This is a genomic window from uncultured Roseobacter sp. (assembly GCF_947488185.1).
Lineage (GTDB): Bacteria > Pseudomonadota > Alphaproteobacteria > Rhodobacterales > Rhodobacteraceae > Roseobacter.
This window is the reverse complement of the sequence record NZ_CANKYM010000003.1, coordinates 489,586-511,717: the sequence shown is the minus strand read 5'-3', so window position 1 is coordinate 511,717 and position 22,132 is coordinate 489,586. Positions and strand designations below refer to the sequence as shown.

The following is a 22,132-nucleotide window of genomic DNA, read 5'->3' as shown; positions in this document are numbered from 1 at the left end:
GAGTCCAGTAGCCGCCCGCTAAATTACCGCAGGGCTCGCGGCATCACTGCGCCAGACAGGCGTCCTTCCAGACCTGGGCCAGATCGTTGTCGCGCACGTCCTTGCGCGGCATTTCGTAGATCCAGGGGGTGACCAGCGGAATGGCATTGTTGAACTTCGCAGGCCAAGCCGGGTCACTGGCCAGCACCGTTTCCTTCACTTTGGCTTCCCGGACGCGGTCTAAACGCGCCTGACGCACGGCCGCCACAACATCCGCCTGATAGCCGCAGCTGACTTCCTTTTCATCCTGTGCAACCGCAGGCAGGGCGGTCAGGGTAAGGGTTCCCGCCAGTACAAAACGCAACATTTAAACTCTCCGCATCCATTTCGATGAGCGCATCTTACCCGCGCGCTGCGACAGCTTCCATAGCCTGTTTCAGATCGTGCACCAATGTGCCGGCCATCGCGCGAAAGACAAGGATCAGGAAGCTGTCTGCCCCGACCCGCGTGATCGCTCCATTCATATGCATGATCAGTGTGCGCGCCGTATGGCCGCGTTTGAAATGCGCCGCCCGCAGGTCAATCGGCACCAGCCGCGCCAGCACCTCCTCGGCCCGCTCTCCAGTGACCGTGACACTGGCCCAGGCGTCGCTTTGATCCGTCAGCGCCGCCGTCCCTGCCAGCGTGAGATCAGGGGGCGGCCCCGCCAACAGAATCATATCGCGCCCGAACCAGAGCGCGCGGCACCCGTCCTTGCCCGTTGCCCGGTTGGCCGCCGGATAGGCAAGGCCATGTGCCACTTTGAAGGCGTCCGCTGCCTCCGTCGCCCGTCCCTTGTAAGGTGCGATCGAGGTCAGGCGGCCCAAATCGACCTCAGCCACGGAAACGCTGCCAATCGTCATCGGCAGAAGACCGGCGCAGGGGCTTTTCGCACTCAGCTCAACCACGGGTCCGCCCTCCTTCCGGATCGACAAAAACGGGCGAACAAATCTCCACCTCTGTTTCAATCCCGCGCAAGTGATCGACCAGCCGCAGGGTTTCACCCATCCGCTCCGGCCCGCGTTTGACAAAGCCCAAGGCGATGAAATGACCAAGCGTTGGCGAAAAGCCGACGGAGGTCACGTAGCCCTGATCGTTCTCGCGTGTCGCCGCCGCATCCCGCTCAAAGAGATGCGCGCCCGCCGTCAGTTCCTTGACCGCGCCGACAGGTTTCAGCCCCACCAACCGCTCCCGGTCAGGGTCCACCAGCCCCTCACGCGCGGCCATCGCCTGACCGATGCAATCCTTCTTCGCGCTCACCATACGCGCGAACCCGATGTCGAACGCCGTGGTGCGCCCGTGGATTTCAGCGTGGGTGATGTGACCCTTTTCAATCCGCAATACGTTCAGCGCCTCCATACCATAGGCGCCCCCGCCCAGCGCCTCGGCACGCGCGAGCAGCAACTTGAACAGGCTTTCCCCGTAGCGGGCGGGCACGGCCACCTCATAGGCATGTTCGCCCGAGAAGGAGATGCGGAAAAGCCGCCCCTGCACACCGGCCATACTCACCGGGCCACAGGCCATGAAAGGCCAGCTTTCATTGTCGATACGGTCGTCCAGCAGATCGTTCAGCAGCTCACGCGATTTCGGTCCGGCGACGGCGAACTGCGCCCATTGTTCGGTCACGGAGGTGAACCGCACATCCAGATCGGGCCGCAACACCTGATGCACGAATTCCAGATGCCGCATCACGCTGCCCGCCGCCGCCGTGGTCGTGGTCATCACGTAATGCTGTTCCCCCAGCCGCGCCGTGGTGCCATCGTCCATCACATAGCCGTCTTCGCGCAGCATCAGGCCATAGCGCACGCGGCCAACCTTCAAGGTGGAGAACGTGTTGGTGTAGACAGAATCCAGCAGCGCGGCGGCACCCGGCCCCTGAATGTCGATCTTGCCCAGCGTCGAGACATCACAGATGCCCACCGCATTGCGCACATATCCAACCTCACGGTCACAGGATTGCCGCCAGTGGGTTTCGCCGGGTTTCGGGAAGTAGCTGGGGCGATACCAAAGCCCTGCTTCGATCATCGGCGCACCCATCGCAACGCTGATGGGATGAGAGGTTGTCAGACGCCGGGGCGCAAAGCCTTCGCCCTGCGCGCCCGCCCCGAAAGCCGCAAGCGAGACCGGCGTGAACGGCGGGCGGAAGGTCGTGGTGCCGGTCTCCGGGATCCCGCGTCCGGTGGCATCCGCGAGCAGCGCCAGCGCGGCCACATTAGAGTTCTTGCCCTGGTCGGTGGCCATACCTTGCGTGGTATAGCGCTTCATGTGCTCGACGGAACGGAAGTTCTCAGTGGCTGCCTGCCTGACGTCCTTCACCGTGACATCGTTCTGAAAGTCGAGCCACGCCCGTCCCTTCCCCGGCACCGCCCAGAGCGGAGAGAGGCGATAGGGGCTGCCCTCCGCATCAGGGACAGCGCCGCGGGGCACCTTCAGGCCCAGCTCTTTCAGCGCGGATTTCGCAGCCTGTGCACCCGCAGCCAGACAGGCGGCGGTGCTGAAATCGCCATTGCAGGCGCCTGCGGCCTCCAGCCCCGGCACGCTGCCGGGTGTCGGCACGAAACTGGCGATATCCTCGCGCCACGTAGGCCGCCCGTTCATGTGGCAGGTCACATGCACGGTCGGGTTCCAGCCGCCGGACATCGCCAAACAATCCACCTCGAGCTCTTCGGTGATGCCGTCGGACTTCACCGTAATGCGCTTGAGCCCCAGACGCCCGGCGCTGCCGGTGACCATGCCCCCTGCGTAGGTCGGAAACGCGTGCCCTTTCAGTTCTGCATCCGGGCGGCTGTCGATCAGGGCGGCCACTTCGACACCGGCTTCGATCAGATCCACGGCCGTCCGATGCGCATCATCATTGTTGCCAAAAACCGCAACCCGCTGCCCCGGGCTGACCCCCCACCGGTTCAGGTAGGCCCGCACCGCCCCCGCCGTCATGATGCCGGGGCGGTCATTGTTTTCAAAGGCAATGGGCCGTTCCAAGGCGCCCGCCGCGAGGATCGCGCGTTTGGCGACGATACGCCAAAACGTTTCCAGCGCGGCACCTTCTTCAGGCGCAGGCAGGTGGTTGCTCACCCGCTCCAAGGCCGCATAGGTGCCATGATCATAGGCCCCGACAAGCGTGGTCCGGGTCATCAGCCGGACGTTCTCCATGCTGCGCAACTCGGCCACGGCCTCTGTGGCCCAGTCGCTGCCCGGCATGCCGTCCACAATATACGTCTCGGCGTTGAGCCTGCCGCCCATGCGGCTGTCCTCATCGACCAGCAGCACGTCAGCCCCGGCCCGCCCCGCCGTCAGTGCGGCCATCAACCCGGTAGGTCCGGCGCCGATCACCAGCAGATCGCAGAAAGCATAGGCTTTCTCGTAAGTATCCGGGTTATGCGCCCCGCTCAGCCCGCCCAGACCGGCGGCGCGGCGAATGACCGGCTCGTAAAGCCTTTCCCAAAAGGCGCGCGGCCACATGAAGGTCTTGTAATAGAACCCCGCGCCCAGAAACGGCCAGGCCAGATCATTGACCGCCATCACATCCGTTTTGAGCGAGGGCCAGGCATTCTGCGAGCGGGCGCGCAGCCCGTCATAGACCTCCTGCGTCGTCGCCCGCACGTTGGGCTCCTGTGACGCGCCCTGCCCTATGGTCACCAGCGCATTGGGCTCTTCGCTGCCTGCCGAAAGAACACCGCGCGGGCGGTGGTATTTGAACGATCGCCCCATCAAGCGTTGACCTGCGGCCAGCAGCGCGGAGGCCACCGTGTCGCCTTCAAAGGCCGAATATCCGATCTCGTCCAACTGAAAGCGCAGCTTTTTTGACCGGTCGACCAACCCCTTGCCGTCAATCCTCATCCCTGTGCCTCCACCAGCGCCACGGCATGCACTTCATGGGTCGATGTGTTCCGGTCCACCACCAGCCAACTGCCGCATCCGGCCTCGTGATGCCAAAGCTCGCGGCGCAGGCCCGAAGGGTTGTCACGCAGGTGCACATAGTCGTCCCATGCGGAGACATCAGCGTCGCGCGCGGGCCGGTCCAGCGCAACCGCATCCCCCTGATAATAAAACTCACGGCGGTCGCGCTCACCGCAGATGGGACAGGTCAGCCGCATGGTGCCACCCTTCGTTTCTTCTGGCCATAAATATCCCCGCCGGAGGCATCCATCATATCCACCTCAATGCAGGTTGTGCTGAGAGCCGGTGCCCTCTTCATCGAGAATGCCCCGCCCGGTGCGGAAACGGTCCAGCCGGAAGGCGCTGGCCGTCTCGTGATGCTGCCCGCTGGCCATCAGATGCGCAAAGGCGTAGCCCGAGGCGGGCACCGCCTTGAACCCGCCGTAGCACCAGCCACAATCAATGAACAAACCTTCCGTGTCGGCCTTGTCGATGATCGGCGACCCATCGGGCGTCATATCCATGATCCCGCCCCAGCTGCGCAAAAGCTTGGCCTTGCCGATCATCGGCATCAGCGTCATGCCCGCCTCCATCACATGTTCGGCGGTCGGCAGGTTGCCGCGACTGGCGTAGGAGGCGTAGAAATCCAGATCACCGCCAAAGACAAGGCCACCCTTGTCGGATTGGCTGATGTAGAAATGCCCCATGCCAAAGGTGACCACGTGGTCGATGCAGGGCTTCAGCCCCTCGGTCACAAAGGCCTGTAGAATATGGCTCTCAATCGGCAGGCGCATGCCCGCCATCGCCGCCACCTGACCGGAGCGGCCCGCCACCACGATCCCCACCTTCTTGGCCCGGATCGCCCCACGCGTGGTCTGGACGCCGCGCACGACACCGTTTTCGATATCGATACCGGTGACTTCGCAGTTCTGCAGCAAGTCCACGCCGCGCTGATCCGCCCCGCGCGCATAGCCCCAGGCCACAGCGTCGTGCCGGGCCGTACCGCCGCGGGGGTGCAGCAGTCCCCCATAGATCGGAAACCGGGTATTCTCGAAATCGAGATAGGGCAGATGTTTGCGCACGCCCTCACGGTCCAGCAGGATGGCGTCATCGCCTTGATTGATCATGGCGTTGCCCCGGCGCACAAAGGCGTCGCGCTGCCCGTCGGAGTGGAAGAGGTTGATCATGCCCCGTTGCGAATGCATGACGTTGTAGTTGATATCCTCCTCCAGCCCCTCCCAGAGCTTCAGCGAATGGCTGTAGAACTCCGAATTGCCCGGCAGAAAGTAATTGGCTCGCACGATGGTGGTGTTGCGCCCGATGTTACCGCCGCCGATGTAACCCTTTTCGAGCACGGCGATATTGGTCATCCCGTGGTTCTTGGCGAGGTAGTAGGCTGTGGACAGACCGTGCCCGCCGCCGCCAATGATCACCGCGTCATATTCCGCCTTTGGCTCAGGGTCGCGCCAATGCGGTGTCCAGCCTTTACTCCCGGTAAGGCCTTCTTTCAGAACGCGCAGGCCTGAAAATTTCACGTGGGGCACTCCATGCTTTTCGGCAAACTTAACAGCAGTCCCGCGCGCTGTCCGCGACCAAATCCGACCAATCATGTCGCGGAGAGACCGGCGGTGCTCACTCCGCGTAGACGGTTGCCTTTTCCTCTTTGCTGATGATCCGGGGGGTGGCGACCGGTGCGCCGGCGGCATCAAAAAACGGGCTCTGCCGTGCGGTGCCATTGAGATAGGCTGCCAGCGCGCGTTTCGCGAGCCCGCCCATCATGCGCCCCAGCCCCTTGTCTTTGCGCGGCCCACCGGGGAGCGCTGCCTTCGTGAACCCATGGGTGACCACGGGCCCGAAGGCTTCCGTACTCTCGAACAGCGGGCCCCACATGCCCGCCAGCGGCATGCGGGAGGAGCCCACCGTATTGGCCAGCGGCGTGTTACAGCAGGCCGCATACCAGCGGTGCAGCCCCTTGGGCGAGAGCCTCAAGCAGGCGATCTGGTCTGCGCCTTGCGTAATCTCGATCCGCGCGGGCAGCACCTGCACCAACGGACTGCCGCCGCCGGGCTCCAGCGCCTCCATCTGATCCATATGCCGCGCAAATGCCCGGCAGTCCTTGCAGAAACAGATCAGGTGGCATGCGCTTGCGGGGGACGCGTCATGCACAATCCCGTTCAGCGTGCCACAGGAACAAGAAAAAGCGACATCCGTCATACCTACACCCACCCTGAAAACTGACGGTTCCGACGGCCCGTCGTGGCGGTCGCCGGAACCATGTCGGGGTGGACATTACGCAGAGTCGATCCGGCTCACAAGCCTTTCGCGCGATAGCTTGCAGCAACCTTGTCGATGGCCACCAGATAGGCCGCCGTGCGCAGATCCTGCACGTCATCCCGGCCATGCCAGACGTCTGCCATAGACTGATATGCGATCCGCATCGTGTCATCGAGACCGGAGCGGACAAGTTCCAGCTCACCCGCGCCGCGCAGGTACTTCTCTTTGAAATCCGGGCTCAACTCCCAGTTCAATTCCTTGTCCCGCGACAGGCGCTCCAGCTCGTTGATGATCAGCTGGTGGCGCGATTCCTCCTGCCTGCGGCCCATGCGACCAAAGCGGATGTGGCTGAGGTTCTTGACCCACTCAAAATAGCTGACGGTCACACCCCCGGCGTTGGCGTACATGTCCGGGATCATCACGACGCCGCGTTCTCGAAGAACCTGATCGGCCCCGGCAGTGACCGGCCCATTCGCGGCCTCGATGATCAGCGGCGCCTTGATCCGGTCCGCGTTCTGCAGGTTGATCACGCCCTCCAGCGCCGCGGGGATCAGAATATCGCAGTCTTCCTCAAGAACGGTTGCACCATCCTTGACGTGGTGCATGTCCGAATACCCGGCGATGCCGCCATGTTTCGCGATCCATTCGCGCACCTTGTCAACATCCAGCCCTTCGGGATTGAAGAGCGCCCCGTCCCGTTCGATGATGCCGATGATGGTACTGCCATCTTCGTCACGCAGGAACTTGGCGGCGTGGTAGCCCACATTGCCAAGGCCCTGAACGATCACCCGCTTACCATCAAGATCGCCGCTCATCCCGGCTTTTTTCACGCCCTCCTCGTCGCGGAAGAACGCCCGCAACGCATATTGCACGCCACGCCCCGTGGCTTCGACCCGCCCCGCGATCCCGCCTGCATTGGGCGGCTTGCCGGTGACACAGGCGTTGCCGTTGATGTCGGTGGTATGCATGCGTTTGTACTGATCCGCGATCCAGGCCATCTCGCGTTCGCCGGTGCCCATGTCGGGCGCAGGAACGTTCTGCGAAGGGTTGATCAGATCGCGCTTGATCAGCTCATAGGCAAAGCGGCGGGTGATCTGTTCCAGTTCATGTTCATCCCATTCACGCGGATCGACACAGAGCCCGCCCTTGGAGCCGCCAAACGGCGCCTCGACCAGCGCGCATTTGTAGGTCATCAGCGCCGCCAGCGCCTCAACCTCGTCCTGATCGACGCCCATGGAATAGCGGATACCACCTTTGACCGGCTCCATATGCTCAGAATGCACCGACCGGTAGCCAGTGAACGTATGTATCTTGCCCCGCAGCCTGACACCGAACCGCACCGTGTAGGTGGCGTTACAGACCCTGATCTTTTCCTCCAGCCCAGGCGAAAGATCCATCAGGCCAACGGCCCGGTTGAACATCTGGTCAACGCTATCTCTGAATCCCGGTTCCATGCTGTGCTTGTTCAATGTCTTTCTCCTGCTGGTCGCCACTGTTCTGCGTCTGGTGACAATCGCACCCTATGATGGTGAGTCGTTCATTGCCAGTTTTTTGGGCGGCTTACGAAGAACGCGTGAATGTCGCCGCTCTTGCCGCCGTCCCAGAATTCGAAACAGTCGCCTCCCCAGAGCCGACACCGTTTCCAAAAGCGCCGCTAACGGACAGATTTAAGAATAAAATTTTAACTTTTTTAGGGGGTGAAACCGCGTTCCGCCCGCTTTTTGCCACAAAAGGAGAGCATATCCAGAAGCTAATTTTCAGCGGCGCAATGCCGTTAACGCAATAAGTTGGTACCCGTATGACACGCATTTCGCCGGAGAACCCCGAAGAGAACGCTGCACGTCCGCACAGGATAACGGACTTTGCACGCAACGAGGATGGGGTCATTACGATCTTTACCATTTTCATTATGCTCATGATGCTCATGGTTGCCGGGGTCGGTGTCGACCTGATGCAAAACGAGATGCGCAGGACCGCCCTGCAGAATACGGTTGACCGCGCTGTTCTGGCCGCAGCTGACCTCGATCAGACGCGCCCGGCCACGGATGTGGTGGAAGACTATTTCGACAAGACCGGCCTCCGCGAATTCCTGACCAATGTGGATCCCAATCAGGGGCTGAACTATCGCACTGTCACGGCCGAAGCATTCATGCGGACCAACACGCAATTCATGGGGCTGCTTGGGGTCGACTCGCTGCCGGTGCCTGCCTTCAGCCAAGCGGTTGAAGATGTTCCTAATGTAGAAATCTCCCTCGTGTTGGACATCTCGGGCTCCATGCGCTTTTCGAACCGGATGAAGAACCTGCGCCCCGCCGCAAAGAACTTCATCGACATCGTTCTGGTTGGACCGTCGGCAAACACAACATCGATCAACCTGATCCCTTACGCCGGTCAGACCAACCCAGGCCCATTCATGTTTGGACGACTGGGGGGGGATCGCTACTCAGCAGCGGCTTTGGATGAGGATGATGGCGGCATCGACGAGCTCTTCAACAACACCCAACTGCCCTCGAGCGATGACGCGGGCACTGGTAGCGACGCCAGCGTGCGGTACGTTTATCCTAACGTGTCTTCCTGCCTTGAGATCGATAACAGCGATTTTTCCGACGACCGTTTGCCGTCTGATGGGTACTACACACAGACCGCGCATTTCATGAATTGGAAAATCGCCTCTGAAATCGTCCGCGACGAAGATGACAATCCGGTCCTTTTTGATGAAAACGGAGATGTGGTCGAAAGCGGCGGAACAACCCGGTCCGTGATGGACTGGGGCTGGTGCCCGCAGGACCAAACGTCAATCATCTACGCGTCCAACAACGCCACCGTGCTCAAAAACCGTATCGACACCATGCGGATGCATGACGGCACCGGCACTCACTATGCCATGAAATGGGCGCTCGCGCTGCTCAACCCCGATACGCAGCCCGACTTCGCACAGATGGCATTGCCTGCAAACAATCTGGTGCCGGCACAATTCAACAATCGCCCGCTGGCCTATGATGACAGCGAAACGGTAAAGTACATCGTCCTGATGACCGACGGGCAGATCACCGAGCAGGTGCGTCCGAAGGATACCATGCACACGTTGAACCCGACCAAACACCTCGGTGCGCGTTCGTCAGACCGCAAGACCATCACGTCAAAATCGACCAACGTCACAAACTTCAAGAAGCAATGCGACCTGGCCAAGGAGGAGTCGCGCAATGTGGTGATCTACACGATTGCCTTTGAGGCTCCCGGCACGCCGGAAGACCAGATGAGATATTGCGCCTCAAGCACGGGTCATTTCTTCAAGGCCACCGGGAAAGAAGAAATCGCCGAAGCCTTTGCAACCATTGCACGCCAAATCAATGAACTGAGGCTGACCCAATGATCCGCCGCATCTCTTCCTGCCTAAAGCGTTTTCGCAAGGACGAAGAAGGGCATATGATCATCGAATTCGCGATCATTGTGCCTGCCATCTTCAGCATGTTCCTCGCGTCCGTGGAGTTCGGGATCTATTCAATGCGCCAGATGTTTCTCGACCGCGGTCTTGACGTGACGGTGCGTGCCATTCGGCTCAACACCGGGATCGATCTCGACAATGACGGGATCGTTGACTTTGATCACGACGTGGTCAAGCAAATGATCTGCGATAACTCGGGTTTCCTGAACACCGGTTCCGAGAACAACTGCGACCGCACCCTGCGTCTCGAGATGGAGCCGGTCGATCCGTTCAACTACGCGGGTCTCTCGGCTGACATCGACTGTGTGGACGTCTCTGAACCGATCAACCCGCCACGTGGCTTCACCAACGGTGTAGAACACCAGCTGATGGTCATGCGCGCCTGTGTGAAATTCGATCCCGTCTTTCCATCCACAGGCCTTGGCTTCGCCTTTGACAAAGACGGTGCCGGCAAAGCCATGATGGTATCCATGTCCGCCTTCGTTCAGGAGCCGATCTAATGCGCATCCCTGTCCTCACCCGCGCCCGTTTTGCGATCAGAGATTTTGCCAGACGTGAAGACGGCAACCTCGCCCTTGAGGCTGTGATCATCACGCCGATTCTGTTCTGGGCTTATATGGCGCTTTTCGTGATCTTTGACGCGTACCGGCAGCATAGCATCAACCAAAAGGCCGCCTATACCATTGGCGATATGGTCTCCCGCGAAGACCGCGCCCTTACCGATGCATATATGACCGGCACGCGCAGCCTGTTCGACAGCCTGGCCCGTTCGGCAGAGCCGTCGACAGTCCGGGTCACTTCGGTATGGTTTGATGCTGCAAACAACCGCTACGTCTGCGAATGGTCGGAATCCATCGGTACTGTTAGCGATGCGACGATAAAACAAGTCGAGAACTGGGACACGCTCCTGCCCATCATGCCCAACCTAGAAAGAATTACCGTCGTTGAAACCTGGACGCGGTATGTGGCACCTTTCAATGTTGGAATTGGCGATCACGACATCCATAACTTCATTTTCACCCGGCACCGGAGCAGTGGTAGCAACAACTGGCAGGATAATGGCGCCGCTTGCGTTTGATTAGTCGGCTTCACGCTCTGCCAGCATGACGGCGATGATTTCCGCCATGTATTTCGTCTGACGACCGGGCGTCATACCGCCAACACCTACACGGCGACCAAACCGCCACCAAAGCCCCGGACGCCAGTTGCGTGTTCCGGGGTTTTCCAGTCTCAGCAGAAATCCGTTGGAGGGTTTGAAGGCAAAGGCGCCTCGGTCGATTCCGGTGATCTCTGCCACGTCGGCGATGACAACGCCGCCGCTGTCGCGCAACTCGTTACGGGTGAGTTCCAGCACATGCGCAGTGGAGCGGCGCATGGCGTCCGCCACCATGAGAGCCGTGATGCCCAGTGCAACCAGGAACACCTGCCAGCCAAAGCTCGGCGGTGTGACAAAAGCTACATAGATCACCAACACCCCCAGAACGCTCAGAAGACCGATGCCGAGGAAACGGCGTCCCGCCGAGGCTTTCACGGTGGCGAGCACCTCGGTGTCGGAATCGTCTTGCATTGTCGGCACCTTTTCGGCTGGGCTCACGCCTCCTACCGCGCCGGGCGGGTTCAGTCCAGACGTGACAACGCGGGCATCAGACGGCGGAGGCTGCCGGGGCGATAGGTGGGTCTGCTGGCCAGCCGTAGGCGCACGCTGTTATCCAGATCACCAACACGCGCGGGCCCGGCGCGCCAGCCCAGGAGGCGCGGGAACACCCGGTAGATCCAGCGCGTGTCATTCAGCTCCTCACTGGGCGCGGCAGGGTCCGGCCTGACCTGCGGAAGTGCCAGCCCAGGTTTGAGTTGCAGGCCCTGCTGGGCGGCCCCCTCCCAGATCCAGGCAAGGGTGATATCGGTCAACGCCCGCGTCTGTGCAGACCCGCCGACAATGCTGTGGGTGCCGACGAACCATACCTGCTGATAAGGCCGCCCGGCGCTCTGATCTTGTCCGTTCAGGCCTGGCTCTTCTCCACGCGGTTCAAGATTGTCCCAAAGGCTCGGGTCGAACAGCACGCGCTGTTCGTCCAGCGCCACGGCATGGCGGGCGGATTCCACAAGATGCGACAGGGTGGTGTCATGAAACTGGTAGCGCGCATTCCACCATCCGGCGATGCGCCCGAAGATACTTTCAGGAATGCCCAGAGCGCCAACCGTGTCCCAGACCCCCAGGTAGGCGATCCGCACAAGGCAGCTGTCATCCCCGCGGTCCATCACATCCGCCTGGCTGGTGGCGAACTTCGGCGACAAGCGGCGCCGCGCGGCGCGGATATGCGGCATGTCGGGCGTGTTCCGGGCGCCTCTCTTGCGATAGAGACGGAACGCCCGGCGCAGGTTGGCGGGCGTGGGATCGGCCAGTATGCCGCATTTACGGATCATGCCCGCCAGCGAGCGCGCCGTGTAGGCCCCGCGCGAAAACCCGAAAATCAGGATCTTGTCGCCCGGACGGTAGCATCTGCAAAGCTCCAGATAGGCCGATTTGATGTTGCGGTTGAGACCCCAGCCAAAGAGCCCACCGCCCATCTTGCTGATCCAGCGCCCCAGATCGCTGATCATGCCGGTGCCCGTGCCCACGCCTTCGAAATACATCACCTGTTGCCCCGCGCTCCGGCGGCAGGCGGTCGAGAGGCGCAGGACATGTGTTGCCGCGCTGTTTTGTGCCGAATTCCACGTGCCATCGCAGAAGATCGCGATATGTGCCATTTGCCATTCCCCTTTTGCGCCCTAGACATGACAGAAGGGTCATCGCAGGCGCTTAACCGGGCGTACGCTGCGTTCACCAAGGCGCTGTCAAAGGAACAAACATGGCACCCAAATCCTCGGCATATCTGGCTTTTCTTTTGGCGGTCGCCTTTGCGGCATCGCCGTTTCTGGTGTCGGATTTCTCCGGGTTCGATCCCGAACAGTTCCCGGTGCCGCAGGAGGATCCACCCGTGCAGCCTGCGGGGTATGCGTTCTCGATCTGGGGGGTGATCTACCTGTGGCTGATTGCGGGGATGGGGTTCGGGGCCCTGCGCCGCGCCGATGCGGCGGATTGGCATGCCATGCGGGCCCCTTTGTGCGTGTCGCTGGGGTTTGGTGCGATCTGGCTGGCGGTTGCGGTGCGCAGCCCGGTCTGGGCCTCGATCCTGATCTGGGCGATGCTGATCAGCGCGCTGGTAGCTCTTTACCGCGCGCCCGCGCGCGACCGTCTCTGGGCGGCCTATCCGCTGGGTCTTTATGCGGGCTGGTTGAGCGGGGCCAGTTGCGTGTCTCTGGGGCTTTTGGCGGCGGGGTATGGCTGGACGGACGGGCCGACGGCAGCCCTGCTCTTTGTCTTTATCGCGCTGGTCCTGGCCTCTGCCATTCAAACCACGCTGCGCCGGACGCCGACCTATGGGCTGGCGGCGATCTGGGCGCTTGTCGCCATCGTCGTGCAGAACATGTCGGGGGATCCGATGGTGGCAGCGCTGGCGGGTGGGGGCGCGGGCGCGCTGTTGGTGCCCGTCTTCAAGGCCTGGCGCGCAGAACGCGCCGGAGGCAAGGTGGCCTGAAAGCCCACCCTACCTGCCGGGATCAATCCTTGCGCCGCCCCTCGGTGTGTTTGCGCAGCTTGGACGGTGCGGCCTTCTTGCGCCCCTTGTAGGGGTTCGCCTCGTTTTGCCCGCGCATCCAGAGCCGGATGGGTGTGCCCGGCATGTCGAAATCCAGACGCAACCCGTTGACCAGGTAGCGGCTATAGCTTTCAGGCACTTTATCGGGGTGGCTGCACATCACCACGAAGCCTGGCGGGCGTGTCTTGGCCTGTGTCATGTAGCGCAGCTTGATGCGTTTGCCCTGTGGCGCGGGGGGCGGGTGCGCCTCGACCATACCGGCAAGCCAGCGGTTCAGATGTGCCGTGCTGACCCGGCGGTTCCAGACCTCATAGGCGCGCATGATCGCCGCCTGCAGCCGGTCGAGCCCCCGTCCCGTCTTGGCCGAGACCGTGATCAGCGGGGCGCCGCGCAGCTGCGGCAGGAGCCGTTCGAAGCTTTCCTTCAGCTCCTTGAGCTTGGCCTGTCGGTTTTCCTCGATGTCCCATTTGTTGACGGCGATGACCACGGCCCGTCCCTCGCGTTCGGCCAGATCGGCGATGCGCAGATCCTGTTGTTCAAAGGGAATTTCCGCATCCAGCAGCACCACAACCACCTCGGCGAATTTGACCGCACGCAACCCGTCGCCAACCGACAGCTTTTCCAGCTTTTCCTGCACCTTGGCCTTCTTGCGCATGCCCGCCGTGTCAAAGATGCGCATCGGCACCGCCTGACCCTCCGGCCCGGCCCAGTCGATGCGCAGCGAGATTGCATCGCGGGTGATCCCGGCCTCGGGGCCCGTCAACAGGCGGTCCTCGCCCAGGATCTGGTTGATCAGCGTCGATTTCCCGGCATTTGGCCGTCCGACCACCGCCACCTGCAAGGGTTTTTTGGCCGTCGGCATCGGGATCGTCGCCTCCATGTCGCCGTCCTCTTCGTCCAGTGTGACGTCGATGTCGGGGGCGTCTTCCTCGGCGCGCTCGGCAAACTGGTCGGCCAGGGGCATCAGATGGGTGTAGAGATCGTTGAGCCCTTCGCCATGTTCGGCAGAAAGGCGAATGGGCTCCCCCAGACCCAGCGAATAGGCCTCGATCACACCGGCATCCGCCGCAGACCCTTCCGCCTTGTTGGCCGCCAGAATGACATGCGCGGATCTTTTGCGCAGAATATCGGCAAAGACCAGGTCGGAGGGGGTGATCCCCACCCGCGCATCCACCATGAAGAGGCAGATGTCGGCCATATCCACCGCGCGCTCTGTCAGGCGGCGCATGCGGCCCTGCAGGCTGTCGTCGGTGACCTCTTCCAGCCCCGCAGTATCGATCACGGTAAAGCGCAGGTCGGCCAGTCGCGCGGCCCCCTCGCGCAAATCACGTGTCACACCCGGCTGGTCATCGACCAGCGCCAGCCGCTTGCCCACCAACCGGTTGAACAGAGTTGATTTGCCCACGTTGGGCCGCCCCACGATGGCGAGGGTAAAAGACATGACAAAGGCTCCGAGAACCGGGTAAAAAGGCGCTTTACCCTAGATGGGCGTCAACGGAAAGCGTGCAATTGGCCGTTTGTGGAGACAACGTAGAGCACCCCCCCTGCCACCACTGGCGCAGAGGTTGCCCCACCGGGGATGTCAACCGTGTTTACAAGCGCACCGCTTTCGGGGTCGAAACTGCGCAGCAGCCCGTCGTTGGAAGCAACATGGACGCGTCCGCCCGCCAGCAGGGGGCCATGATGCGCAAAGATCTCGGACCGCCGCTTGGGACGGTCCTTGACGAAATGCGGCATCTGCGTGCCCCAAATGCGCGTGCCATCGGATGCGTCGATGCGCAAAAGCTCTCCCAGTTCCGAGATCACGAAGATGCTGTCACCGGCGGGCACAACGGGGCCAACGGCGCCCTCGCGTGCTGTCCAGTTGCGTGCACCCGAATCGACGTTGAGTGCAACGATCCGGCCTGCTTGGTTGCCAACAAAGACATTGTTGCCCGCAATCACCGGCGCACCGGTCACATCACCCGCAGCGCCAAGGGCGCGGGCAAACCGTTGCCCCAAAGCAGACGCGTCCCAGCGGCGCAGTCCACCCCGGCGAAAGACAGCCTGAATTTCACCTGAGCCGAAGGCGAAGATTGCCAGATCATTGGACACCGCAGGCGCAGGAGCACCAAGTACGTTGTTCACGTCCGGTGATGCGTTCAGTTGCCATTCGATACGTCCGTCCTCTGCCCGAAGCGCCCAGCCGGTATCGTCACCCGATGTCACATAGACCAGATCACCAAAGGCTGCGGGTTGGCCAGAGCCTGTGCCTTCGAGGTTTTGCCGCCAGATCTCATTGCCCGTCGTGGCCTCCAGCGCCACCAGCGCGCCATAGCCCAGTGACACATAGAGGCGACCGTCCTTGTAGGCCATTCCACCCCCGGTCGCCGCCCCGGCATCATCGCGATATGGGGTGACATCCTGCCGCCAGACGGTTTCGCCGCTGGCGGAGGTCGCTGTTACCAAGGATTGGGAATCCAGGGTGAAGATCAGACCGCCCGCGACAACCGGGTCTGCGGTGATCCGATGACGACGGCTGTCACCTGCGCCGATATTAGCCGTCCAGATGCGTTGTGGAGAGGCGCCGAGCGCTGGATGCGCCACCCGGAAGGATGGCGATCCGATGCCTTGAGTCCATTCCGTGTTCGATTGAGCAGTTGGCAGGGAAATCGCGCGCGGCGCATCTTCGGTCTTAGCTGCAAGAGCGACGGTTTCGCCCTCCTGAAGCGCCGAACGGATGCTCTCACGTTTCCCGGGCAAAATGACATCCGGTTCCGAGCACGCCATCAGAAATGTCGCCGCCGTCAAAAGCGCAAAGGTCGCGCGCCCTTGTCCAGAGGTTCTAAAAAAGTACATCATACCCTGCTCGCTTCACCCATTACGCCGCCCAAAATCCGTGCCCTATCTGCGGGTCAATTCCCCGAGATGGGCAGGTTATCCAGATCCGGGGTGCCTCCCAGAGCCACAATCACCTGTAAGGCGCGCTGTTGCAAGTCCGAGGTCACGGCAGCATCCTGCAGGACGTCCTGATATCGACCAATCGCAGCATCGGTGTTTCCCTCGGCCACGTCGATCAGAGCCAGCTGTTCAACGGCCAGCAGACGCAACGGGGAGCCGGGGGCCGCAAGTGCTTCGAACTGTTGACGTCGGGTTGCGGCATCCAGTGTATCCGCCTGCAACATCAGCGCCTTGAATCCGGCGATCTGGCGGTAGATTTCATCCACATCCGGATTGATGGCGACCGCGTTCAACTCTGTCACGGCCTTTTCGAAATCGCCTGCCCGCTGGGCTTCTGAGGCTGTGAGCATTGCAACCAGCGCCTGCGCCGTCGGGTTCTCTGAGGACAGGCCCGTTAGCGCGTCAAGGCGTGCGTCGGGCGTGTCCGTGCTCAACGCCGCCAGCATGCCATCTCCCAGCGCTTCGGCCTCGGCACGTGCCGTTGCCTTGCGATACTCTGACCAGGCCGCCCCGCCAACGATCAACACCACTGCGAGCGCGCCGATCCAGCCATAGCGCTTGAGCAGCGCGAACAGACGGTCGCGGCGGACCTCGTCATTGACCTCGTCGATAAAACTATCCGTGTCGCTCATGATCACCTGCTGGCAAGAAATTCCGCCCCTCATAACGCGGTCCTCAGCCCAAGCCAAGACCCGGCATCAGCCCGGACTGAGCCACCCATTGCCTTACCTTGCAGAAATTACTAATCTGAACTGGTCAGTTTAGCGTAACTGTCGTATTGAGCACGCGCCACGCGACGGCAATTTCTGGCCGGGCGCGGTTCTGACAGTCCAGTGCGAGGCGATCGACATGCGTATTTTTTCAATTCTTGCAGCCCTTGTGGTTTCTGCGATCCTGGCGTTGTTCATTATTGACCGGCCGCGCCTCTTCAACATGCTGGGCATGGGCAGCGATGCGGCGGAAACGGCAGAAACGTCTGAGACAGACACGGCGCTTGACGCAGATACCAGCCTGGTAAAAGTTGTTGTCTTGCGGTCCACAGCGCGTCAGATCGACACGGCTGTTTCCTTGCGCGGTCAGACCGAGGCGGCCCGTACCGTGGATGTCCGCGCGGAAACCTCAGCAACCGTGGTGTCGGAACCGCTGCGCAAGGGCGCACGCGTCGAGGCAGGCCAACCCATGTGCCGCCTTGATGAAGGCACCCGCGGCACCGCGCTGGCGCAGGCAGAGGCCGAACTTGACGAAGCCCGCTCGCGCGTGCCGGAGGCGCAGGCGCGTCTGACGCAATCGATGGCCCAGCTCGAAGAGGCCAAGATCAACCTCAACGCCTCCGCCAAGCTGAGCCAGGGCGGTTTTGCCTCGACAACCCGCGTGGCTAATACCGAAGCGGCACTTGCAACGGCAGAAGCAGGCGTCGAGAGCGCACGTGCAGGACTGCGTGGCGCGCAATCCGGCATTCAGAGCGCGCAGGCCAGCGTTGCCACGGCGGAAAAGGAGATCGAACGGCTGATTATCCGCGCGCCTTTTGCGGGACTTCTGGAAAGCGACACGGCGGAGCTTGGCTCCTTGCTGCAGCCCGGATCGCTCTGCGCCACGATCATCCAGCTTGACCCGATCAAGCTTGTCGCCTTCGTGCCGGAAACCGAAGTGGCGCGCGTGGTCCCGGGCGCCATGGCCTCCGCGCGTCTGGTGGCCGGGAGCGGTGCGATTACCGGAGGGCCCGAGGCGCGGAGCAACGAAGTGCGCGGTCAGGTCACCTTCCTCTCCAGTTCCGCCGATGAAACCACCCGGACCTTCCGCGTGGAGATCGAAGTGCCCAATGCCGATGGCAAAATCCGCGACGGTCAGACCGCCGAAATCCTTGTCTCCGCCGAAGGCGCGGTGGCGCATCTGCTGCCGCAATCGGCCCTCACCCTGAATGACGAGGGCACGTTGGGCGTGCGCACGATTGATGCCGATGCCATCGTGGAATTTCACCCCATCGCGCTGATGCGCGACACGCCGGAAGGTGTCTGGCTGACCGGGCTGGAGGAGAAGGCGGATGTGATCGTGCTGGGTCAGGAATTCGTTATCGCGGGCGTGCAGGTGGCGCCAACCTATCGGGAGCTTAGCCAATGACAGGTATCGTCGATTGGGCCGCTGGCCGGGCGCGGATGGTGCTTGCCTTCATCCTGCTCAGCCTTGTGGTGGGCGGCTATTCCTACACAACCCTGCCCAAAGAGGGCGAGCCGGACATTGAAATCCCCGCCCTTTTTGTCTCCGTCCCCTTCCCGGGTATTTCCGCGGCCGACAGTGAAACGCTGCTCGTCAAACCGATGGAAACCGAACTGGCGGACCTCGACGGGCTGAAATCGATGTCGGCCACGGCGGCGGAAAGCTACGCAGGCGTGGCGCTGGAGTTCGAGTTCGGCTGGGACAAGACCAAGATCCTCGCGGATGTGCGGGACGCCATGGGTAAGGCCGAAGCCGATTTCCCTGATGGGGCGGAGCAATACTCGATCAACGAGATCAATTTCTCCGAGTTCCCGATCATCATCGTGAACCTCACGGGCCCCGTGCCGGAACGCACCATGATCCGCGTGGCCAAGGACCTGCAGGATGATCTCGAAGCGGTCGATGCGGTTCTCGAAGCCGGGATCGCCGGCAGCCGGGACGAGATGCTCGAAGTGCTGATCGATCCGCTGCGTCTGGAGGCCTACAACGTCACCGCAGGTGAGCTGATCAATACCGTGCGCAACAACAACCAGCTGATTGCTGCTGGCGAAGTGGACAGTGCGCAGGGCACTTTTTCGGTGAAAATCCCGTCGTCCTTCGATGAGCCGCGCGATGTCTACAACCTGCCCGTCAAGACCAACGGCGATCGGGTGGTGACCCTTGGCGATCTGGCGGAAATCAATCCGACGTTCGAAGACCGCACCGGCACGGCGCGCTTCAACGGGGAAAACTCCGTGGCGCTGCAGGTGGTCAAACGCAAAGGTTTCAACCTGATCGATACCGCCGAGATCGTGAAAGACATGGTCGAGGAAAAGAGCGCGGGCTGGCCTGAAGGCTTACGGGCGGCGGTCGAGGTAGGCACATCGAACGACCAGTCGCGAATCGTGAATGCGATGGTGCAACAGCTTCTGGGGTCCGTCTTCACCGCCATTGCGCTGGTGATGATCGTCGTTCTCGCGGCTCTGGGCATTCGTGCCGCCTTGCTGGTGGGCTTTGCCATTCCCACCTCCTTCCTGCTTTGTTTTGCCTTTCTGGCACTGATGGGCATTTCCATCTCGAACATCGTGATGTTCGGGCTGATCCTTGCCGTGGGCATGCTGGTCGACGGTGCGATCGTGGTGGTCGAATACGCCGACAAGCGCCAACAGGAGGGCGTGGGCCCGATGCAGGCCTATGTGGATGCCGCCAAACGCATGTTCTGGCCGATCATCTCCTCCACCGCCACGACGCTTTGCGCCTTCCTGCCGATGCTCTTCTGGCCCGGTGTGCCGGGCGAATTCATGGGCATGCTGCCGGTCACCCTGATTTTCGTGCTCTCGGCCTCGCTGGTTGTCGCGCTGATCTACCTGCCCGTGATGGGCGGCGTCACGGGACGTCTGGAACGCTGGATGTCCGACTATATGACGGCGATTGCCGGGTTGCGCTGGTACCTGCATCTGGCGCTTTTCCCCGTCGCCTTTGTCATGATGGCCGTCGTTGGCCTCATGGGTCCCATTTTCGGACTGATCGGCACGCAATTTGCGGCCATGAACAGCCTGCAGATCGTCTCATCGGTGATCCCCACACTGCTGGTTGTTTTCCTCTTCATCCTTGCCGCCACGGCCTGTCTCTTCGTGGCCTTGGGTGGCTTCTTGCTGACGCTGGTGTCGGCTTTTGCGCTGCTCACACGCCTTGGCGGGTTTGGCCGATGGCTGGTCAGCAAGTTCTTTCGCAGAGAGCCTGACCAGATCAACGCAGGATACCAGCGCTCGGCCTTCGGATATTTCATTCAGAGCATTGCCGGCAATCCAGTCATGCCGCTGGTCATGGCCGGCATCGTGTTCATCTTTGTCGGCTCCGTCCTGATGTTCTTCACCAACAACAACAAAGGCGTGGAATTCTTCGTGGAGTCCGAACCCGAACAGGGCATCGTCTACGTTCTCGCCCGCGGCAACCTCTCGTTGGAAGAGAAAGACAGGCTTGTGCGCCAGGCCGAAGACATCGTGTTGGCCCATCCCGGCATCAGTAATGCGTTCTCCTTTGCGGGCGAAGGCGGGTTGAACACGGACACCTCCGGCGGCGCCCGTCCCAAGGACCTGATCGGACAGGTGCAGTTTGAAACGATCCCTTGGGAGGATCGCGCAGGCCGCCCCGATCTGGACGGCAACATCGTGATTGCCGAGCTGACGGAGCATCTTTCAACGCTGCCGGGCATCAAGATCGAAGTGCTGGAAGTGGCCGATGGCCCGGCGTCGGGCAAGCCCGTTCACCTACGCCTCAAGGCAGACGATTTCGTGTCGCTGACCGACGCCGCTGCCATCGCACGCGCGCAATTCGAACGCACCCCCGGCTTGACCCTGATCGAAGACACCCGCCCCCTGCCCGGCATCGACTGGCAAATTGACGTCGACGTGGAAAAGGCCGGACGCTACGGCGCGGATGTGGCCACCGTCGGAGCCATGGTGCAACTGGTGACGCGTGGCTTGATGCTCGACACTATGCGAGTCGACAGCTCGGACGAGGAAATCGACATTCGCGTGCGCCTGCCGGAAAGTGACCGGGTGCTGTCGACGCTTGACACGCTGAAAGTCCGCACGCCGGACGGGCTGATCCCGCTGTCGAATTTCATCACCCGAACGCCGGTGCCAAAGCTGGCAGAGATCAACCGTATCGACCAGAAACGCTATTTCGATGTGAAGGCGGATGTGGGCATGGGTCTTGTGAAGCTTGTAGAAACCCGCCGGGAAAACGGCACCGATGTGGATGAGACGCTGGCCGTCCTGCGCCCTGCCGGTGCGGATGCCGACATCACCGCAGCAGACCAGACGGCCTATAAGATCACCGATCGTATGGCCCCGGCAGATCGCGATTTGCAAGCCGGTATTGATGCCGGAAACCTCCGTTTCATACCGGTGAATGCCAATGAGCGTATTGGCGTGCTAAGCGCATGGCTGGAAAGCGATCCTCTGCCCGAGGGGATTACCTTTGAGTGGACCGGAGACCAGGAAGAACAGGCGGAAAGCCAGGCCTTCCTGCAATCCGCCTTTGCCGCGGCTCTTGGGCTGATGTTCATCATTCTGCTGGCGCAATTCAACAGCTTCTACAACGCGATCCTCGTGTTGCTGGCTGTGGTGCTGTCAACCACGGGTGTGCTCATCGGCATGCTGGTGATGGATCAGACGTTTTCGATCATCATGACCGGCACGGGCATCGTGGCGCTGGCCGGCATCGTGGTGAACAACAACATCATTCTGATCGATACCTATCAGGAGTACAGCCAGTACATGCCGCGCATCGAGGCGATCATCCGCACCGCACAGGCACGCATCCGGCCCGTGCTGCTGACCACGATCACCACCATGGCGGGTCTCGCACCGATGATGATTGGTCTCAGCCTGAACTTTGCAGAGGGCGGCTATACGTTCAACAGCCCCACGGCCCTGTGGTGGAAGCAACTGGCCACGGCCGTGGTGTTCGGGTTGGGGATCGCAACCGTTCTGACGCTGATCGTGACCCCGTCAATGCTGGCCATCCGGGTCTGGGCCACGACCTACGTGCAGTGGCTTGCGACCCTGCTGGCCAAGATGTCAATGGGCCGCGCCAGCCGCGTCGCGCGGGACTGGGCGCTGCAGAAGGATGCCCGCCGCGTGGTGTCGGGAGAGATCCTCTGGGAAGAGGATGCGCTGTCACCGGCACCCGACCATGCCGCCACGCTGAAAGCCGCTGAATAGCGGCCTTCACGCGGGCG

Annotated in this window: 19 protein-coding genes; 7 read left to right on the top strand and 12 right to left on the bottom strand. The window is 61.6% G+C overall.

The genetic code is table 11. The annotated features are described in order from the left end of the window. Positions 1 to 43: 43 nt before the first annotated feature. From Q1A52_RS13665 to Q1A52_RS13635, 7 genes are all read right to left on the bottom strand, one after another. Positions 44 to 346, bottom strand: a complete 303-nt coding sequence (locus Q1A52_RS13665; protein WP_300016273.1) for a hypothetical protein — start codon at positions 344 to 346, stop codon at positions 44 to 46. Positions 347 to 380: 34 nt separating this feature from the next. Beyond that, positions 381 to 926, bottom strand: a complete 546-nt coding sequence (locus tag Q1A52_RS13660; RefSeq protein WP_300016270.1) for a sarcosine oxidase subunit gamma — start codon at positions 924 to 926, stop codon at positions 381 to 383. Then, entirely contained in the window at positions 919 to 3,855 is a 2,937-nt protein-coding gene (locus tag Q1A52_RS13655) for a sarcosine oxidase subunit alpha family protein (protein WP_300016268.1), read from the bottom strand. Before Q1A52_RS13655 ends, Q1A52_RS13660 begins: the two co-directional genes overlap by 8 nt. Beyond that, on the bottom strand, positions 3,852 to 4,112 hold the full coding sequence (locus tag Q1A52_RS13650; RefSeq protein ID WP_299826809.1) for a sarcosine oxidase subunit delta: 261 nt from the start codon (positions 4,110 to 4,112) through the stop codon (positions 3,852 to 3,854). Before Q1A52_RS13650 ends, Q1A52_RS13655 begins: the two co-directional genes overlap by 4 nt. Positions 4,113 to 4,175: 63 nt before the next feature. Continuing rightward, on the bottom strand, positions 4,176 to 5,429 hold the full coding sequence (locus Q1A52_RS13645; RefSeq protein WP_300016265.1) for a sarcosine oxidase subunit beta family protein: 1,254 nt from the start codon (positions 5,427 to 5,429) through the stop codon (positions 4,176 to 4,178). Between the two features lie 97 nt (positions 5,430 to 5,526). After that, on the bottom strand, positions 5,527 to 6,108 hold the full coding sequence (locus Q1A52_RS13640; protein WP_300016262.1) for a DUF6151 family protein: 582 nt from the start codon (positions 6,106 to 6,108) through the stop codon (positions 5,527 to 5,529). 95 nt (positions 6,109 to 6,203) lie between these two features. After that, entirely contained in the window at positions 6,204 to 7,622 is a 1,419-nt protein-coding gene (locus Q1A52_RS13635) for a Glu/Leu/Phe/Val dehydrogenase (RefSeq protein ID WP_299827121.1), read from the bottom strand. A 68-nt stretch (positions 7,623 to 7,690) separates the two neighbouring features. Here Q1A52_RS13635 and Q1A52_RS13630 point away from each other — a divergent pair, with 68 nt between their 5' ends. The 4 genes from Q1A52_RS13630 to Q1A52_RS13615 are packed head-to-tail and all read left to right on the top strand — an operon-like array spanning position 7,691 to position 10,691. Then, positions 7,691 to 7,954 (top strand): hypothetical protein, encoded by a 264-nt coding sequence (locus tag Q1A52_RS13630; protein ID WP_300016259.1) that lies wholly within the window; start codon positions 7,691 to 7,693, stop codon positions 7,952 to 7,954. 12 nt (positions 7,955 to 7,966) lie between these two features. After that, a complete protein-coding gene (locus Q1A52_RS13625) occupies positions 7,967 to 9,541 on the top strand; it encodes a pilus assembly protein TadG-related protein (RefSeq protein WP_300016256.1) in 1,575 nt (524 codons plus the stop codon). Then, positions 9,538 to 10,113, top strand: a complete 576-nt coding sequence (locus Q1A52_RS13620; protein WP_300016253.1) for a TadE/TadG family type IV pilus assembly protein — start codon at positions 9,538 to 9,540, stop codon at positions 10,111 to 10,113. The genes Q1A52_RS13625 and Q1A52_RS13620 overlap by 4 nt, the downstream gene beginning before the upstream one ends. Beyond that, positions 10,113 to 10,691 carry a hypothetical protein gene (locus Q1A52_RS13615; RefSeq protein WP_299782558.1) on the top strand — a complete coding sequence of 193 codons (579 nt, stop codon included), beginning with the start codon at positions 10,113 to 10,115 and terminating at the stop codon, positions 10,689 to 10,691. Before Q1A52_RS13620 ends, Q1A52_RS13615 begins: the two co-directional genes overlap by 1 nt. On the opposite strand, the gene Q1A52_RS13610 is transcribed toward Q1A52_RS13615, so the two are convergent. Both Q1A52_RS13610 and Q1A52_RS13605 read right to left on the bottom strand, forming a co-directional pair. Then, entirely contained in the window at positions 10,692 to 11,180 is a 489-nt protein-coding gene (locus Q1A52_RS13610; protein ID WP_300016250.1) for a hypothetical protein, read from the bottom strand. A 50-nt stretch (positions 11,181 to 11,230) separates the two neighbouring features. Next, positions 11,231 to 12,361 (bottom strand): DUF2235 domain-containing protein, encoded by a 1,131-nt coding sequence (locus tag Q1A52_RS13605; RefSeq protein ID WP_300016247.1) that lies wholly within the window; start codon positions 12,359 to 12,361, stop codon positions 11,231 to 11,233. A gap of 101 nt (positions 12,362 to 12,462) precedes the next feature. Here Q1A52_RS13605 and Q1A52_RS13600 point away from each other — a divergent pair, with 101 nt between their 5' ends. After that, positions 12,463 to 13,191 carry a TspO/MBR family protein gene (locus tag Q1A52_RS13600; protein WP_300016244.1) on the top strand — a complete coding sequence of 243 codons (729 nt, stop codon included), beginning with the start codon at positions 12,463 to 12,465 and terminating at the stop codon, positions 13,189 to 13,191. 22 nt (positions 13,192 to 13,213) lie between these two features. On the opposite strand, the gene der is transcribed toward Q1A52_RS13600, so the two are convergent. From der to Q1A52_RS13585, 3 genes are read right to left on the bottom strand one after another with little or no spacing between them, the layout of a single operon-like run. Then, the gene (der, locus tag Q1A52_RS13595) at positions 13,214 to 14,692 is read right to left on the bottom strand and encodes a ribosome biogenesis GTPase Der (protein ID WP_300016241.1); all 1,479 of its coding nucleotides are present in this window, start codon (positions 14,690 to 14,692) and stop codon (positions 13,214 to 13,216) included. Positions 14,693 to 14,742: 50 nt separating this feature from the next. Continuing rightward, positions 14,743 to 16,089 carry a PQQ-like beta-propeller repeat protein gene (locus Q1A52_RS13590; RefSeq protein ID WP_300016239.1) on the bottom strand — a complete coding sequence of 449 codons (1,347 nt, stop codon included), beginning with the start codon at positions 16,087 to 16,089 and terminating at the stop codon, positions 14,743 to 14,745. 56 nt (positions 16,090 to 16,145) lie between these two features. Next, positions 16,146 to 16,823 carry a tetratricopeptide repeat protein gene (locus Q1A52_RS13585; RefSeq protein WP_300016237.1) on the bottom strand — a complete coding sequence of 226 codons (678 nt, stop codon included), beginning with the start codon at positions 16,821 to 16,823 and terminating at the stop codon, positions 16,146 to 16,148. A gap of 217 nt (positions 16,824 to 17,040) precedes the next feature. Here Q1A52_RS13585 and Q1A52_RS13580 point away from each other — a divergent pair, with 217 nt between their 5' ends. Continuing rightward, the gene (locus Q1A52_RS13580) at positions 17,041 to 18,309 is read left to right on the top strand and encodes an efflux RND transporter periplasmic adaptor subunit (protein ID WP_300016234.1); all 1,269 of its coding nucleotides are present in this window, start codon (positions 17,041 to 17,043) and stop codon (positions 18,307 to 18,309) included. Beyond that, on the top strand, positions 18,306 to 22,115 hold the full coding sequence (locus Q1A52_RS13575; RefSeq protein ID WP_300016231.1) for an efflux RND transporter permease subunit: 3,810 nt from the start codon (positions 18,306 to 18,308) through the stop codon (positions 22,113 to 22,115). The genes Q1A52_RS13580 and Q1A52_RS13575 overlap by 4 nt, the downstream gene beginning before the upstream one ends. The last annotated feature ends 17 nt before the right edge of the window (positions 22,116 to 22,132 follow it).